General features: G+C 68.4%; 14 protein-coding genes, 1 pseudogene and 1 riboswitch. Of the genes and pseudogenes, 4 read left to right on the top strand and 11 right to left on the bottom strand.

The window, feature by feature from the left end; translation table 11 throughout:
- Positions 1–24 precede the first annotated feature (24 nt).
- From DIE08_RS12605 to thiC, 5 genes are all read right to left on the bottom strand, one after another.
- Positions 25–1305: an EAL domain-containing protein gene (locus DIE08_RS12605; RefSeq protein ID WP_059603432.1), complete on the bottom strand. Its 1281-nt coding sequence runs from the start codon at positions 1303–1305 to the stop codon at positions 25–27.
- Positions 1306–1753: 448 nt separating this feature from the next.
- Positions 1754–2680, bottom strand: coding sequence for a DMT family transporter (locus tag DIE08_RS12595; RefSeq protein WP_124623206.1), 927 nt, complete (start codon positions 2678–2680; stop codon positions 1754–1756).
- A 146-nt stretch (positions 2681–2826) separates the two neighbouring features.
- Complete coding sequence (locus DIE08_RS12590; protein ID WP_059603438.1) at positions 2827–3075, bottom strand: hypothetical protein; 249 nt, start codon at positions 3073–3075, stop codon at positions 2827–2829.
- 210 nt (positions 3076–3285) lie between these two features.
- Positions 3286–3501, bottom strand: a complete 216-nt coding sequence (locus DIE08_RS12585) for a glycine zipper 2TM domain-containing protein (protein WP_059449419.1) — start codon at positions 3499–3501, stop codon at positions 3286–3288.
- A 255-nt stretch (positions 3502–3756) separates the two neighbouring features.
- Complete coding sequence (gene thiC / locus DIE08_RS12580) at positions 3757–5688, bottom strand: phosphomethylpyrimidine synthase ThiC (RefSeq protein ID WP_059603441.1); 1932 nt, start codon at positions 5686–5688, stop codon at positions 3757–3759.
- A 124-nt stretch (positions 5689–5812) separates the two neighbouring features.
- A riboswitch (TPP riboswitch) is annotated at positions 5813–5929 on the bottom strand.
- A 269-nt stretch (positions 5930–6198) separates the two neighbouring features.
- Between thiC and DIE08_RS12575 the strand changes: the two genes are divergently transcribed.
- From DIE08_RS12575 to DIE08_RS12565, 3 genes are all read left to right on the top strand, one after another.
- Entirely contained in the window at positions 6199–6450 is a 252-nt protein-coding gene (locus DIE08_RS12575; RefSeq protein ID WP_124902065.1) for a pentapeptide MXKDX repeat protein, read from the top strand.
- An 88-nt stretch (positions 6451–6538) separates the two neighbouring features.
- A complete protein-coding gene (locus DIE08_RS12570) occupies positions 6539–7171 on the top strand; it encodes a cytochrome b/b6 domain-containing protein (RefSeq protein WP_124902064.1) in 633 nt (210 codons plus the stop codon).
- A gap of 29 nt (positions 7172–7200) precedes the next feature.
- Positions 7201–7989 (top strand): molybdopterin-dependent oxidoreductase, encoded by a 789-nt coding sequence (locus DIE08_RS12565; protein WP_059603447.1) that lies wholly within the window; start codon positions 7201–7203, stop codon positions 7987–7989.
- A gap of 42 nt (positions 7990–8031) precedes the next feature.
- Here DIE08_RS12565 and DIE08_RS36710 read toward each other — a convergent pair.
- A pseudogene (locus tag DIE08_RS36710) lies at positions 8032–8196 on the bottom strand (helix-turn-helix domain-containing protein); the annotation flags it as partial.
- 415 nt (positions 8197–8611) lie between these two features.
- On the opposite strand from DIE08_RS36710, the gene DIE08_RS12550 reads away from it, so the two are divergent.
- Positions 8612–9793 carry an EamA family transporter gene (locus DIE08_RS12550; RefSeq protein WP_059603453.1) on the top strand — a complete coding sequence of 394 codons (1182 nt, stop codon included), beginning with the start codon at positions 8612–8614 and terminating at the stop codon, positions 9791–9793.
- 21 nt (positions 9794–9814) lie between these two features.
- Here DIE08_RS12550 and DIE08_RS12545 read toward each other — a convergent pair whose 3' ends face one another.
- The 5 genes from DIE08_RS12545 to DIE08_RS12525 all read right to left on the bottom strand — a co-directional run bounded on the left by DIE08_RS12545 (position 9815) and on the right by DIE08_RS12525 (position 14920).
- On the bottom strand, positions 9815–11014 hold the full coding sequence (locus tag DIE08_RS12545; RefSeq protein ID WP_124902062.1) for an MFS transporter: 1200 nt from the start codon (positions 11012–11014) through the stop codon (positions 9815–9817).
- Between the two features lie 251 nt (positions 11015–11265).
- Positions 11266–12090, bottom strand: a complete 825-nt coding sequence (locus DIE08_RS12540; RefSeq protein ID WP_124902061.1) for a phosphodiesterase — start codon at positions 12088–12090, stop codon at positions 11266–11268.
- A 42-nt stretch (positions 12091–12132) separates the two neighbouring features.
- Entirely contained in the window at positions 12133–13164 is a 1032-nt protein-coding gene (locus DIE08_RS12535; RefSeq protein ID WP_124902060.1) for an ABC transporter ATP-binding protein, read from the bottom strand.
- 24 nt (positions 13165–13188) lie between these two features.
- Positions 13189–14085: an ABC transporter permease gene (locus DIE08_RS12530; RefSeq protein WP_124902059.1), complete on the bottom strand. Its 897-nt coding sequence runs from the start codon at positions 14083–14085 to the stop codon at positions 13189–13191.
- Positions 14086–14095: 10 nt separating this feature from the next.
- Entirely contained in the window at positions 14096–14920 is an 825-nt protein-coding gene (locus tag DIE08_RS12525; RefSeq protein WP_124902058.1) for an ABC transporter permease, read from the bottom strand.
- Positions 14921–14934 lie beyond the last annotated feature (14 nt).

Genomic DNA, 14934 nt, shown 5'->3' with positions numbered 1-14934 from the left:
GGCGGCGTCGTGCGGCAATATGCGCTACCGCATCACGGTGCCCGCACTGTCGAGCACGAAGTCGACGCAGAACACGACGAGACGGTTTTGCGCGCGAATCGCGACGGCTGCGGTGTAGCAATCGCGGCCTTCGGTCAGCGAGAAGTGCGGACCCATTAACGCGACGCGCCCTGGTGCCGCGATCGCGCGCTGGAAGTACGGTCGCCGCGACCAGTTGCTGTGCGTCTCCGGGAACAGCGGCGAGAGCCGCGTGCCGCTCGTCTGGCCGTCCTCGGGACGCGCGCCGATCGACGGCAGGAACTGTTCGCCGATCTCGTCCGTGACGAACACCCGGCGCGCGGCCGGCACCACGAATACGCGCTGCGCGGCGTCCTGCAGGCTGCCGCTCGCGGAAAATGCGGCCGCGCCGGCGAGCACGAGCCGCTCGATCGCGTCGAAGCCTGGCTGCTCGGCGATCGCTGGCGTATGCCGACGGGCGATAAAGCGTTGCCACGCGGCGTCGAGCATCGCGGGCGCCGCGGCGCTCGCGTGCGCGATCGACGCATCGGGCTGGCCGAACTGGAAGCCCTGGACGAAATCGATATCGGCCTCCATCAGCGTCTGCAGCGCATCGTCGCTTTCGACACCCTCGGCGAGCACCATCGCGCCGGCCTGATGGAGCATCGATACCAGGTGATGCATGATGCGGCGATCGTCGGCCGACGCGTTCGCGCGTTCGACGAGCGATCGATCGAGCTTGACGATATCGGGCCGTGCGCGCCACACGCGGTCGAAATTCGAGAACCCGGTGCCGAAATCGTCGATCGCGATCAGGAAGTCCCGATGCTGGATCATGTCGATCGTGCGGGCGAGCGCGGCTTCATCGCGCGCCGGCTGCTCGACGACTTCCAGCACGATGCGGTTCGGCGGCAGCGCGAAATGACGGCACAGCGCCTCGACGAATTCGCGCTGCACGAGGCCCGAATCGAGCACGCGCGGCGTCACGTTCAGGAACAGCCAGCCGTCGCCGATGCCTTGCGCAACGAAGTTCGCCGTATGCAGGCAGCGAGCGAGCCGGTCGAGCAGCAACGCGTCGGCAGCGGCACGCGTCCTGTCGAACAGCGCGACCGGCGAAACCAGCGTGCCGTTCTCGTCCACGACGCGCAGTAGCGCTTCATAGCCGACCACGCGCTTGTGCGTGATCGACAGCACGGGTTGAAACACACTGCGCAGCGTCGTCTCGCGATACGTGGCGATCCAGCCGCTGGGCGTCGGCGTGAGGCGTTCGAGCAGGGAATCGAGCGAGAGGTCGCGGGAGGGCTTCATGTCAACGATGCCCTGGGGCGATCGGGGGGCGGTATCGTGCGCGCCACGCAGAAACCGTCGCACGCACAGGTGGACGCGAGAGAACGTGGTGCATCGTAACCGCCTTCTGCGGATGAGTGATCCGAGTGTAACGGGAATGGCGCGGCGCGCGTATCAGGGTAACTCCAGACGCAAACGCTACACCGACGGCTGGACGGGGCATTCCGCCCGGGAGCGCGACACGCAAGGGCCACCGGTCGCGTATGCGGCGACAGCGTCGCGTGTGCCGCGTGCATCGCGTGCGAAGAATCCGGGAGAGCGGGAGAGCGGCAAAGCCGGGCGGCTGCATCGGCATCAGGCGAAACTCGACATGCGCCGTCGCGCACCGGCCGACGCGCGGCGCTCGAGGATCGGCGGCCGGCGCGTCGCGGGGAGCCCGCACCGGCGGGGTGCCGGCCCTGCCCGCCGCTCAGGCCGCTTCGCCGCCGCGTGGGCGGAGCCCGGGAATCCGCTTGATCACGCCGGTGGCAAGCGCGGTGCCGACGAGCACGATCGCGCAGCCTTCGATCATCACGACCGATACGTGTTCGCCGAGGAACAGCGCGCCCCATAGCAGGCCGAACACCGGGATCACGAACGTCACCGTAATCGCGCGGGCCGGGCCGACATGCGCGATCAGGTAGAAGAAGATGAAATACGCGATCCCCGTGCAGGCGATGCCGAGCGCGAGCACGGCGCCCCATGCATGCGCGCCGACGGCTGCCGCGGGCCAGGTCGCGATCGCGAACGGCAGCAGCAGCACGGTCGAGCCGATCATGCTGCCGGTCGCGTTGACGAGCGGATCGACGCCGCTGAGCGTGCGTTTCGTGTAGTTGGCCGCGATGCCGTACAGCAGCGTCGCGCCGAGCGCGGCGGCGGCGGCGAGCGCGGTCGCGTTGGCGCCGGTGCTGCCGTGCGCGTTCGCGATCTGATCCCACACGAGCGTGAGGACGCCGGCAAAGCCGATCACGAGGCCGAGCGCGCGCGGCAGCGACAGCTTGTCCTTCAGCCAAACATAGGCGACGAGCGCGCCCCACAGCGGCGTCGTCGCGTTGATCACCGACGTCACGCCGGCCGACAGCGTCAGTTCGGCGAACGCGAACAGGCAGAACGGGATGCCCGAGTTCAGCGCGCCAACGACGAACAACGGCCACGCGCGACGGCGTAGCTGCGCGCCGAGCTCGGCGGGCTTGAAGCGCGTCAGCGCGAAGCCTGCGAGAAACAGCGCGCCGATTCCCACGCGCAGCGCCATCAGCGGCGCGACACCGAAGTCGGCGACGCCGATCCGGATGAACAGGAACGACGCGCCCCACAGGGCAGCGAGGACGGTCAGCAGAAAGGCGTTCTTGGGTGACATCGAGCGTGGCGGGCGAGGGGACGGGATGCGGAGAATCTTACACCGCGCTCCCGTGCCGTCGTTTCACGATCGGATGAAACGGCAAGAACCGGGAAATGCGCTCGCCCCCGACGCGAACCGGCCGGACGGCCGGCCTGGGCGGCCGTTCAATGATGGCGCCAGCCGCCGCGTCCACCGAAGCCGAAATTGAGCGACACCGCGGGGCCCCAGTAGCCACCCCAGGCCGGGGCATAGGCGGGGGCCGGATAGTAGTACGCGGGGCCCGGATCGACATAGACGGGCGCGGGCTGCACCGGCGCCGCCGTGTAATAGCCGGACGGATAGTAGCCGTAAGGGTAGTAACAGCCGGCGAGCGTCGTGCACGCGAGCGCCGCGGCGACGAGGGTCCTGTTCATGATGTCTCTCCGGCGGAGCCGGCAATCGGCAGATGCTTAAAGCTTAGGCCGCCCGGGGATGACAAGATGCGCTAAACGGTAACGGATCATTTCCGGGCCGCTGCGGCGTGTTGCGGCGCCGCATGTGAAAAACGGCGTTTCCGCCGTGCGGAAACGCCGTCAGGCCGGAGCTTGCCGCGTGTCGCGCGGCAGCCGGATAAGCCGGCCGGCTTATTTGCCGACCTGGTTGCCGATGATGCCGCCGGCTGCCGCGCCGCCCAGCGTCGACAGCGCGTTGCCGCCGATCGCCGCGCCGGCGACGCCGCCGACACCCGCACCAATCGCGGTATCGCGCTGGCGTCGTGTCATCGAATCACAGGCCGAGAGGCTGGCCACCGTCGCGACGAGCAGCGCGCATACCCCAAAACGCCGAATCGAATGGTTCATGATCGTTGTCCTTGTGGTAGTGAACGGAGGTCGCGCGACCGCCTGACGGCCGCGCATGCAATCAATCTACGCGTCGTTCCGCGCGGCGGTTGTAAGGACTTGTTAAGGCTCGAGCGGTTTCGTAATCAATTGTTTCCCGTGCGCAGGCGGGTACACGGGATGCGTGCGCGCAAAAAAGCCCGCTCGAAAGCGGGCTTTCTGCCGTGCTTCACGAAGCGAAGCGGTCCGTGCGGACCGCCGCGTTCGCTTGCCGACTTACTGACGGTGATAGATCTCGGCGCCGGTCTTCACGAACTCGACCGCCTTGACTTCCATCCCCTTCTTCAGCGCCTCGGTTTCCGACACGCCCTGCTGCGCCGCGAACTCGCGCACGTCCTGCGTGATCTTCATCGAGCAGAAGTGCGGGCCGCACATCGAGCAGAAGTGCGCGACCTTCGCCGAATCCTTCGGCAGCGTCTCGTCGTGGAATTCGCGCGCCTTGTCCGGGTCGAGGCCGATGTTGAACTGGTCTTCCCAGCGGAACTCGAAACGCGCCTTCGACAGCGCGTTGTCGCGCACCTGCGCGCCGGGGTGACCCTTGGCCAGGTCGGCCGCGTGCGCGGCGAGCTTGTACGTGATGATCCCTTCCTTCACGTCGTCCTTGTTCGGCAGCCCGAGGTGCTCCTTCGGCGTCACGTAGCACAGCATCGCGGTGCCGAACCAGCCGATCATCGCGGCGCCGATGCCCGACGTGATGTGGTCGTAGCCCGGTGCGATGTCGGTGGTCAGCGGCCCGAGCGTATAGAACGGCGCTTCCTTGCACCAGTCGAGCTGGAGATCCATGTTCTCCTTGATCAGCTGCATCGGCACGTGGCCGGGGCCTTCGATCATCACCTGCACGTCGTGCTTCCACGCGATCTGCGTGAGCTCGCCGAGCGTCTTCAGTTCGCCGAGCTGCGCTTCGTCGTTCGCGTCGTAGATCGAGCCGGGACGCAGGCCGTCGCCGAGGGAGAAGCTCACGTCGTACGCCTTCATGATCTCGCAGATCTCTTCGAAGTGTTCGTACAGGAAGCTTTCCTTGTGATGCGCGAGGCACCACTTCGCCATGATCGAGCCGCCGCGCGACACGATGCCCGTCATCCGGTTCGCGGTGAGCGGCACGTACTGCAGGCGTACGCCCGCGTGGATCGTGAAGTAGTCGACGCCTTGCTCGGCCTGCTCGATCAGCGTGTCGCGGAAGATTTCCCAGGTCAGGTCCTCCGCCTTGCCGTTGACCTTTTCGAGCGCCTGGTAGATCGGCACCGTGCCGATCGGCACCGGGCTGTTGCGGATGATCCACTCGCGCGTTTCGTGGATGTGCTTGCCGGTCGACAGGTCCATCACCGTGTCGCCGCCCCAGCGGATCGCCCACGTCATCTTGTCGACTTCCTCGCCGATCGACGACGTGACGGCCGAGTTGCCGATGTTCGCGTTGATCTTCACGAGGAAGTTGCGGCCGATGATCATCGGCTCGGATTCCGGGTGGTTGATGTTCGCGGGGATGATCGCGCGGCCGCGCGCGACTTCGTCGCGCACGAACTCGGGGGTGATCTCGGCCAGCGCGTTCGCGCCGAAGGCCGCGGCGCCGAACGCCTGGCCCGGGTGCTGGCGGCCCATCATCGCGGCGAGCTTCGCACCGTTCGGGCCGCTCGACTTCAGGCTCTCGATGTACTCGGCGCGGCGCTGGTTCTCGCGGATCGCGATGTATTCCATTTCCGGCGTGATGATGCCCTGGCGCGCGTAGTGCATCTGCGTGACGTTCTTGCCGGCTTGCGCGCGGCGCGGGTTGCGGTGCAGGCCCGGGAAACGCAGGTCGGCGGTGGCCGGGTCGGCCGCGCGCTCGAGGCCGTACCGGCTCGACAGGCCGTCGAGCACCTCGGTGTCGCCGCGCGCTTCGATCCAGCGCTGGCGCAGTGCCGGCAGGCCGGCGCGGATGTCGATCTTCGCGTCCGGATCGGTGTAGGGGCCCGACGTGTCGTACACGTAGATCGGCGGGTTCTTTTCGCCGCCGAAGCCGGTCGGGGTGTCGGCCTGCGTGATTTCACGCATCGGCACGCGGATGTCGGGCTGCGAGCCGGTTACATAAACCTTTCGCGAATTGGGCAGCGGGGCGACGGCAGCGGCGTCGACATGGGCGTCCGCGGACAGAAACTTCGGATTGGCGTTCATGCAATCTCCTGTGTGAGCGCCGGACAGGCGCCACGGCGCTTGCCCGGAGCCCTTGACGAATGTGGGGCTCGAGCTAAGCAGGAGACGAGGCTTGGTGAGGCGGCGGATTTCGTCAGAAGGATGGCGGCGAAATCCGTACGCTTCCCTGCGCTGGCATTATCCAGATCAGGTTCAAAGGGTATTTCTCACCCGCAATGCCGGTTGTTTGACCGAACGCATTGCAGGACCCCCGCGTTAGCAGCGCACACGATACACTGGCTTCGCGGCGGTTTCAACCGGTGGCAGATCGGTTGCCGCGGTGCAGTTGCAGCATTGCGGGCGGCGCGCCAGCCGCGCAAGCCGCGATGCATGACACCGCCGCACGGCCCTGCAGCCCGGCTGACGACGACGGCGCGGCGCAGCATTGCGGCACTTCTGGCAGCCCCAAAAAAATATTTTCGAAACGGCTGTCATATCCCGCGACGTCCTCCGTCTATTCGTCTCCTCAAACCCATGTTTCGGAGAGATGTCATGAAAAAAGTACTGATCGCAGCGTGTGTCGCCGGTTTCGCCATGGCCGCAACGGGTGCGTATGCGCAGAACGACGCGATGTCGAAGGAAGGCTCGTCGATGTCGAAGGATGCGATGGGCCACGACGCGATGGCGAAGGATGGGGCGATGAAGAAAGGCGCCACGAAGAAGCACGCGATGAAGAAGGACGCGATGTCGCACGACGCGATGGGCAAGTCGATGTCGGGCGACAAGATGGCACCGTCGAACTGACCGACGCGGGCGGGGCGCGGCCCGCGCATGCGGTACACGAGGCCGCCCGCGCATCGCGCACCGCCGCAACGTTTCGGGAGTCTTCATCATGCAAACCGTTCCCGCTGCCGGGCGCACGGCAGCCACGCCGCCCGCCCGCAAGATTCATCCGCTGTGGGTGCGCGTGAGCCACTGGCTCAACGCGCTCGCGGCGATCCTGATGGCACTGTCCGGCTGGCGCATCTACGATGCGTCGCCGATCTATCCGCCGTTCACGTTCGCGCACGGCATCACGCTCGGCGGCTGGCTGGGCGGCGCGCTCCAATGGCATTTCGCGGCGATGTGGCTGCTGGTCGGCAACGGGCTGTTCTACCTCGCGATGTCGATCGCGACGGGCCGCCTCGCGCGCAAGATGCTGCCGGTCACGCCGGCGTCGATATGGCGCGACGTGCGCGCGGCGCTGGGCGGCCGGTTGTCGCACGACGACCTGAGCGTCTACAACGCGGTGCAGCGTGCCGCATACCTGACCGCGATCGTCGATCTGATCGTGCTGGTGCTGTCGGGGCTCACGATCTGGAAGTCCGTGCAGTTTCCGCTGCTGCGCGAGTTGTTCGGCGGTTACGACAACGCGCGCGTCGTGCACTTCTGGACGATGTCGCTGCTCGTTGCATTTTTCGTCGTACACGTCGCGATGGCGCTGCTGGTGCCGCGCTCGCTGCTCGCGATGCTGCGCGGTCGCTGACCCGCACGCCGCGGGCGAAGGAACCCATCATGTCGGAATCCGGAAACAACCGCGGTCAGCCGAGCTGGACGCTCGACCGCAAGTCGCTCGAGCTCGATGTGCGCCGCGAACTCGAGATGCCGTCGCGGCGCCTCTTCAACCGGCGCGTGCTGACGCTCGGCGGCCTGACGATGCTGACCGGCTGCACGCTGCAGGACGACGCATCGGTCAACGCGTTCCTCGAGAAGGTGTCGCGCATGAACGATCGCGTGCAGGCCTGGCTGTTCAGCGGCGAGCGGCTCGCGCCGACCTATACCGAGGCCGACATCACGCGGCCGTTCCCGTTCAATGCGTATTACGGCATCGACGACGTGCCGCACGTCGACGCATCGACGTACCAGCTCGTGCTGTCGGGCCGGGTGACGGGCAAGCGCGTGTGGACGCTCGACGAGCTGTATGCGCTGCCGCACGCGGAGCAGATCACGCGGCACATCTGCGTGGAAGGGTGGAGCGCGATCGGCCGCTGGGGCGGCACGCCGTTCGGCGCGTTTCTGGCACGCGTCGGCGCCGATACGCACGCGAAATACGTCGGCTTCAAATGCGCGGACGATTACTACGAAAGCATCGACATGCCGACCGCGCTGCATCCGCAGACGCTGCTCGCATTCGACTACGACGGCCGTCGCCTGCCGCCCGAATTCGGCTTTCCGATGAAGCTGCGGATGCCGACCAAGCTCGGCTACAAGAATCCGAAGCACATCATGGAAATCTTCGTGACCGATACCTACCCGGGCGGCTACTGGGTCGATCAGGGGTACAACTGGTTCGGCGGATCGTGAGCGGCGGGGCGCGGCCCCGCACCGCCGTGCTTAACGGGTGCGTCACGCGGATTCGCGTACCTGCAGATCGACGCGCAGGCCGACCGCCGCCGCCATGTTCACGAGCGCGTCGAACTCGAACCGTTTGATCTTGCCGCGCAGCAGATCGGACCCGCGCGGCTGAGTGACGCCCAGCTGCTTCGCGGCTTCGGCCGGCTGGCCCTCGCTGGCGTCACGGACATGCGTATCGCATCCGTGGGTCATCGTTTCTTCCCGATCGTCAACGCACGATAGCGCCGTGCGGCCCGCGCGACGTCCGCGCAGCGCATATCCGGCCCCGGATTCCCGTTCGTCCGGATGCCGAAAAATGTCGCGCCGAAACGTCAGTCGATATCCTTTCAGACGGGTCCGATGATGCTTTCGAATCCTTGATGCCATAATGCCGAGCGTGCGCGGCCGAAGCCGTCTGCGCGCGTGTTTTCGACCCTCTGCCGCCGCCTGCCGGTCCTTATTCGTCGCCGTTCGCACTGCCATGTCGTTCCGCACGTTCGTCTCCGCCTTCCTGGTCCCGTCGGGGCCGCTTGCCGGTATTGCCGGCGTCTTTCAGCGGAGCACGCGACACGTCGTGCGGGCGGGCTGAACGATGACACCGCTCGATCGCCTCCTCGATTTCCTCGCTCGCCTGCCGATCCGGATCCGCCTGCCGCAAAGCCGCGGCGGCCGTGTCGCTCTGGCCCTGGTATTCATCTATTTCGTCTGGGGCTCGACCTACAGCGGCCTGCATTTCGCGCTGCAGTCGTTCCCGCCGCTGCTGCTGTCGGGGTTGCGCAACCTGCTCGGCGGGATCGGTCTGTTCATCTTCGCGCTGCGTCGCAAGCCCGAATGGCCGACGCTGCTGGAAATCCGCAACTCGGCGATCGTCGGCACGATGCTGGTCGCGCTGTCGTCCGGCACCATCGCGCTCGGGATGCGCACGGTCAGCAGCGGCTCGGCCGCGGTGATGGTCGCGACCGTGCCGCTCTTCGCGACCGTGATCGCGGCGGTCGCCGGGCGTCCGGTGACGAAGGGCGAGTGGGCGGCCGTCGCGCTCGGGATGGTCGGCATCGTCGTGCTGAATTCGGGCGGCGCAGCCGCCGCGAACTCGGCGCTCGGCACGATCTGCGTGCTCGCCGGCGCGTTGTTCTGGGCGGGCGGCGCGCATCTCGCGACACGGCTCAAGCTGCCGTCGGACCTGTTTCTGTCGACATCGCTGCAGATCGGCCTGGGCGGGTTGATGTCCACGATCGCCGCGTGGCTGATGGGCGAGCGCATCGAGCAGGTCGCGGTCGGTCCGGTGTTCGCGTTCGTCTACCTGATGGTGTTCTGCACGATGGCCGCGTACGTCGCGTACGGCTACCTGATTCGCCATACGAGCCCGATCATCGCGAGCAGCTGCATGTACGTGAACCCGATCGTCGCGGTCGCGCTCGGCGCGCTGATGCTCGGCGAGCCCGTGACGACGGCGACCGTGGTCGCGACCGTCGCGATTCTCGGCAGCGTCGGGCTGTCGTTCGTGTTCGATCCCGCGCGCCGGCCAGCGGCGCGCGCGGCGGCCGACGCTTCATCGGCCGCGGCAACCGTGGCCGTCGAATCAGCGGCAGGTGCGGCGTCCGCACCGGATCAAGCCGCGATGCCGGACCCGGCACCGATCCTCGCGCCTTCCGCGGTATCGCTTGCGGTGCCGGTACCGGCTGCCGTCGTGGACCCGGCCGCGGTCATGGATCCCGCCCCGGCATTCACGCTTCCACCGGCCGACGAACCGGCCGCGTCTCGCGCCGACGCGTGACGCCGGCGCGCGGGGCGGCGTTCAGCCGTGCCGTGCGCCGCGATGGTGGGACCAGCCGGCGAGCGCGGCAAACAGCAGGCCGGCCGCGCACATGCCGGTCCAGCCGAACGCGTGCCACGCGGCGACGCCGGCCGACGAGCCGAGCGCGCCGCCAATGAAGTAGCACACCATGTACACGGTGTTTACGCGGCTGCGCGCCTCGGGCTTCAGCGCATAGATGCGCGACTGGTTCGAGATCTGCGCGGCCTGCACGCCGACATCCAGCACGATCACGCCGATCACGAGCCCGACGAGGCTCGTCCCCGACAGCGCGAAAATCACGAACGACGCCGCGAGCAGTGCGATCGCGAGCGAGATGATCGCGCGCGGGCCGCGCTTGTCCGCGAAACGTCCCGCGTATGGCGCGGCCAGCGCACCCGCCGCGCCGACGATCCCGAAGAGACCTGCGGCCTGCGGGCCGAGGTGGAACGGCGCACCGGCGAGCAGCAGCGTGAGCACCGGCCAGAACGCGCTGAACGCGGCGAACAGCGCGGCGCCGGTCAGCGATGCCTCGCGCAGCCCGCGCAGTTCGACCACGAGGTGCCACATCGAACCGAGCAGCTTGCCGTACGGCAGCGTCGACGTCGGCGAACTGCGCGGCAGTCGCAGCACGATCACCGCGGCCAGCGCGACGAGCGCTGCGACCGATGCACCGAACACCGCCCGCCAGCCGAAATATTCGGCGACGAAGCCGGCCGCCGTGCGCGCCAGCAGGATGCCGAGCAGCAGGCCACTCATCACGGTGCCGACCGCATGCCCGCGCTCGGCCGGCGGCGCGATTTCGGCCGCGAACGGCACGGCCTGCTGCGCGATCGTCGCGAGCACGCCGATCGCGAGGCTCGCGCCGGCGAGCACCGCCAGCGATGGCGCGGTCGCGGCCACGATCAGCGCGATCGACAGGCCCGCGATCTGCATCAGGATCAGCCCGCGGCGATCGAAACGGTCGCCGAGCGGCGCGAGCAGGAACATGCCGGCCGCGTAGCCGAGCTGCGTCGCGGTCGGCACCGCGCCGATCCATGACGCGCCGTTGGGAAAGGCCGAGCGGAAGCTGTCGAGTAGCGGCTGGTTGTAATAGATGTTCGCGACCGATACGCCCGCGATCGTCGCGAGCAGCAACAGCAGGCTGCGCGAATAGTGGGGCGAGGCGGCGTCGGTCGGACGGTCGGTGGAGGCGGCGGACATGGCGGCAACGGAACGAAGTTGGGCGGCGTGGGCGCGCGGCACGGCGTCGGCCGCGCGCCGATCGAGGGTGCCGATCATACCGGAGCACGGTGAATCCTGCCGGCTGTGCCGCTGGGCGATCGGGCGGCACGGCCAGGGCGTGACGGGCCGCTTTCAGTCGCTATCGGTCGCTATCGGTCGCTATCGGTCGCGATCCGCCGAACGGGCCGCGACCGCCCGCAGCCGCCCGTCATCGCGAGCGACGCGCGCCTTCAGTCGACCAGTTCGCCGCTCGGTTCATAGAACGGATAAGGCCCGTCGCCTTCGTCCACGTACACGTGATGGGACATCATTCCCCCTTCCGGCGTAAGCACGTGGACCGCGAACGCGGGCGGCTCGAGCCGGAACGCGGACGGCGCGTCCGCGCGCAGGTCGAACGCGACCTGGTGCGCGGGCGCCGGCACGGCCGACGCAAGCGTGCCGCCAAAGCGGGTGAACATCGTCCGGTGCACGTGGCCGCACAGCACGCGTTCCACGTTCGGATGGCCGCGCAGCAGCGCATCGAGTTTCGCGGCGGCCGCGGGCGCGAGGCGCAGCGCGTCCATGTGCCCGATCCCGGATGCGAACGGCGGATGGTGCAGCGCGACGATCACCGGCCGGTCGCGCGCGGCGTCGAGCTGCGCGGCGAGCCACGCGAGCCGCGCGTCGCACAGGTCGCCGTGGCTGGCGCCGGGCACCTGCGAATCGAGCGCGAGCACGCGCACAGCGCCGACGTCGAGTGCGTACTGCACGAATTCGCCGTCCTGCAATTCGGGGCGATCGGCGAACGCGCGGCGCAGCCCCGCGCGATCGTCGTGATTGCCGACCATCAGGTAATACGGAATCTCGAGCGGCGCGAGCAGGTCGCGCAGATGGCGGTATTCGTCGTCGTGGCCGAAGTCGGTCAGGTCGCCCGTGACGAGCACCGCGTCGGGACGCGGCACCAGCGCGTTCAGCCTCGCGATGCAGCGCGCGAGCGCGGCGGCGGTGTCGACGCGCCGGTACGCGAGCTGGCCCGGACGCTTGATGTGGAGATCGCTGATTTGAGCAAGCAGCATCGTCGTTCCTCGGAATGTCTGGTTATCGTTGGGCGGTGTTACTCACGCGGCGAGTGCGATCAGGCCCTCTGCCGCGATCGTGAGGCCGACCGCCGTGCCGCGCGCGAGCTCGATGCGGCCCGGCACGTCGATGACGAGCGCGTCGGGCGCCGCATGCTCGATCGTGAGCCGCGTGCGCTCGCCAAGGAACGCGCACGCGCCGATCGCGCCGCGCAGCGGCGCATGCGCGGGATCGGCGAGCTGCGCATCCTCCGGGCGGAAGAACCACTCGTCGGCGGCGTGCGGCGTGACGATCGAGCCGCCGGTCGTCACGAGCGCGCCGTCCTGCCATTGTCCCGCAAGCCGGTTCAGCGTGCCGATGAACTGCGCGACCGTGCGGTTCGCCGGCCGGTAATAGATGTCGCGCGGCGTGCCGATCTGCTCGATGCGGCCCGCGCCCATCACGACGATCCGGTCGCCGAGCTCCATCGCCTCGGCCTGGTCGTGCGTGACGTACACGGTCGTCACACCGAGGTCGCGCAGCAGCGTATTCATCTCGCGGCGCAGCACGTCGCGCAGCTTCGCGTCGAGCGCGGTCAGCGGCTCGTCGAGCAGCAGCACGCGCGGGCGCACCGCGAGCGCGCGCGCCAGCGCGACACGCTGGCGCTGGCCGCCCGACAACTGATCGACCGGTTTGTCCGCATGCGCGTCGAGCCGCATCATCGCGAGCAATTCGTCGACGCGTTCGCGCAGCGCGCGCGGCTCCGTCTTGCGGATCTTCAGTCCGTAGCCGACGTTGCCGCGCACCGTCAGGTTCGGGAACAGCGCGTAGTTCTGGAACACCATGCCGACCTGGCGGCGCTCGATCGGAAGCGCGGTCACGTCGTCGCCGCCGAACAGGATCGTGCCGCCGGCGTCCGGCGTGTCGAGGCCGGCGATCAGGCGCAACGTCGTCGTCTTGCCGCAGCCCGACGGGCCGAGCAGCACGAGCGTCTCGCCCGCGCCGATCGACAGGTCGAGCGGTTCGAGCACGCGCGTGCCGCGGAACGTCTTCGCGCAGCGGGTCAGGGTGATGGGAGTGGAATCGAGTTTCATGGGAGCGGGAAAGTCAACGCAGGGTCAGCGCGGGCGACGCTTCAGTGCGCGCGTGCCGGACGGATCGACGCCGAGCCACTGCATCGCGACGAGAAGCGGCAGCGTCATCAGCAGGAACACGATCGTGTAGGCGCTGCCGACCTCGAGGCGCAGCGATGCGTAGGTGTCGGCGAGCCCGACGGGCAACGTCTTCGTGTCGGGCGTATGCAGCATCCACGTCAGGTTGAATTCGCCGATCGACAGCGTGAGCACCGCGAGCGCGCCCGCGACGATGCCGGGGCGCAGGTTCGGCAGCACGATCGTGACGAAGCGCGTGACGAACGACGCGCCGAGGCTCGCCGCGCCTTCCTCGAGCGTGCGCAGGTCGGCACCGGCGGCAACCGCCGCGACCGCGCGCACCATGAATGGCAGCGTGAACACGACGTGGCCGACGACGATGAACCACAGGCTCATCCGGAACGCGGTGAAGCCGCCGTACACGACCAGCAGCGCGAGCGCCGAGGCGAGGCCCGGCAGCGCGACCGGCAGCACGAGCGCTTCCTCGATCACGCGGGCGACGCGGTTCTTGCTGCGTGCGAGCGCATAGCCGGCCGGCACGCCGACGACGAGCACGATCGCGAGCGTCGCGAACGCGACGCCGAGCGACAGCGCGACCGAACCCTGGTATTGCTGCCATACCTGTTCGAGCCAGCGCAGCGTGAGGCCGCTCGACAGCCCGCGGAAATAGTTGACGGTGAGGCCCGCGAGCACCGACATCACGACGGGCACGATCAGGAACGCGCACAGCAGCAGCGTGACGCCCCATTGCAGCGCGGCGACCGCACGCGCGCCCGACACGCGCGGCGCGCGCCGTGCCGCGCCGTGCGCATGCGACGGGGCGGGTGCCGGCGACTGCGCCGACGAACCGGAAAGCGATTGCATGAAGAAATCCTCAGGCCGCGGCGGCGGCGGTGTGGCCGGTGAACCGGCGCGCGAGCGCGAGCACGGCCCAGGTGACGATGCCGAGCACGATCGACAGGCCGGCCGCCGTCGCGATGTTCGCGTTCAGCGTGAATTCGGTGTAGATCGTCATCGGCAGCACGTTCAGGTCGGTGGCGAGCGTGAAGGCGGTGCCGAACGCGCCCATCGCGGTCGCGAAGCAGATCGCGCCGGCCGCGATCAGGCCCGGCGCGAGCGCCGGCAGCACGATGTCGACGAAGATGCGCCACGGCGACGCGCCGAGCGAGCGCGCGGCTTCCTCGAGCGACGCGTCGAGCTTCGACGCGGCCGCGATCACCGTGACGATCACGCGCGGAATCGAGAAGTACAGGTAGCCGACGAACAGCCCCGCAACTGAATACGCGAACACCCACTTGTCGCCGGTCAGCTTCGCGGACAGCATCCCGATCAGCCCTTGCCGGCCGGCGAGCATGATCACCATGAAGCCGACCACGACGCCCGGGAACGCGAGCGGAAAGGTGAGCAGCGCGAGCAGCACGCGCTTGCCGGCGAATTCGCGGCGCGCCAGCAGCAGGCCCGAGATCGTCGACAGCGCGAGCGTCGCGAGCGTGACGCCGGCCGACAACGCAACCGTTTCACCGAGGCTCTTCATGTAACGCGCGTTGCCGAGCAGCGCCGCGTACTGCGTGAAGAACGCGCCGTCGGCGGACACCTGCACGAGCGCCGCCATCGGCAGCAGCCAGAACGCGGCGAACACCGCGAGCGCCGGCGCGACGAGCGCGACGCGCCAGCGCAGCGGGAAAGTCAGGTCGAGCATGGCTTGAGTCCGGC

It is taken from the genome of Burkholderia sp. Bp9004 (assembly GCF_003858025.1).
In the GTDB taxonomy this organism is placed as follows: domain Bacteria; phylum Pseudomonadota; class Gammaproteobacteria; order Burkholderiales; family Burkholderiaceae; genus Burkholderia; species Burkholderia diffusa.
The sequence above is the reverse complement of the archived record's forward strand: the minus strand, read 5'-3'. Positions and strand labels throughout refer to the sequence as shown.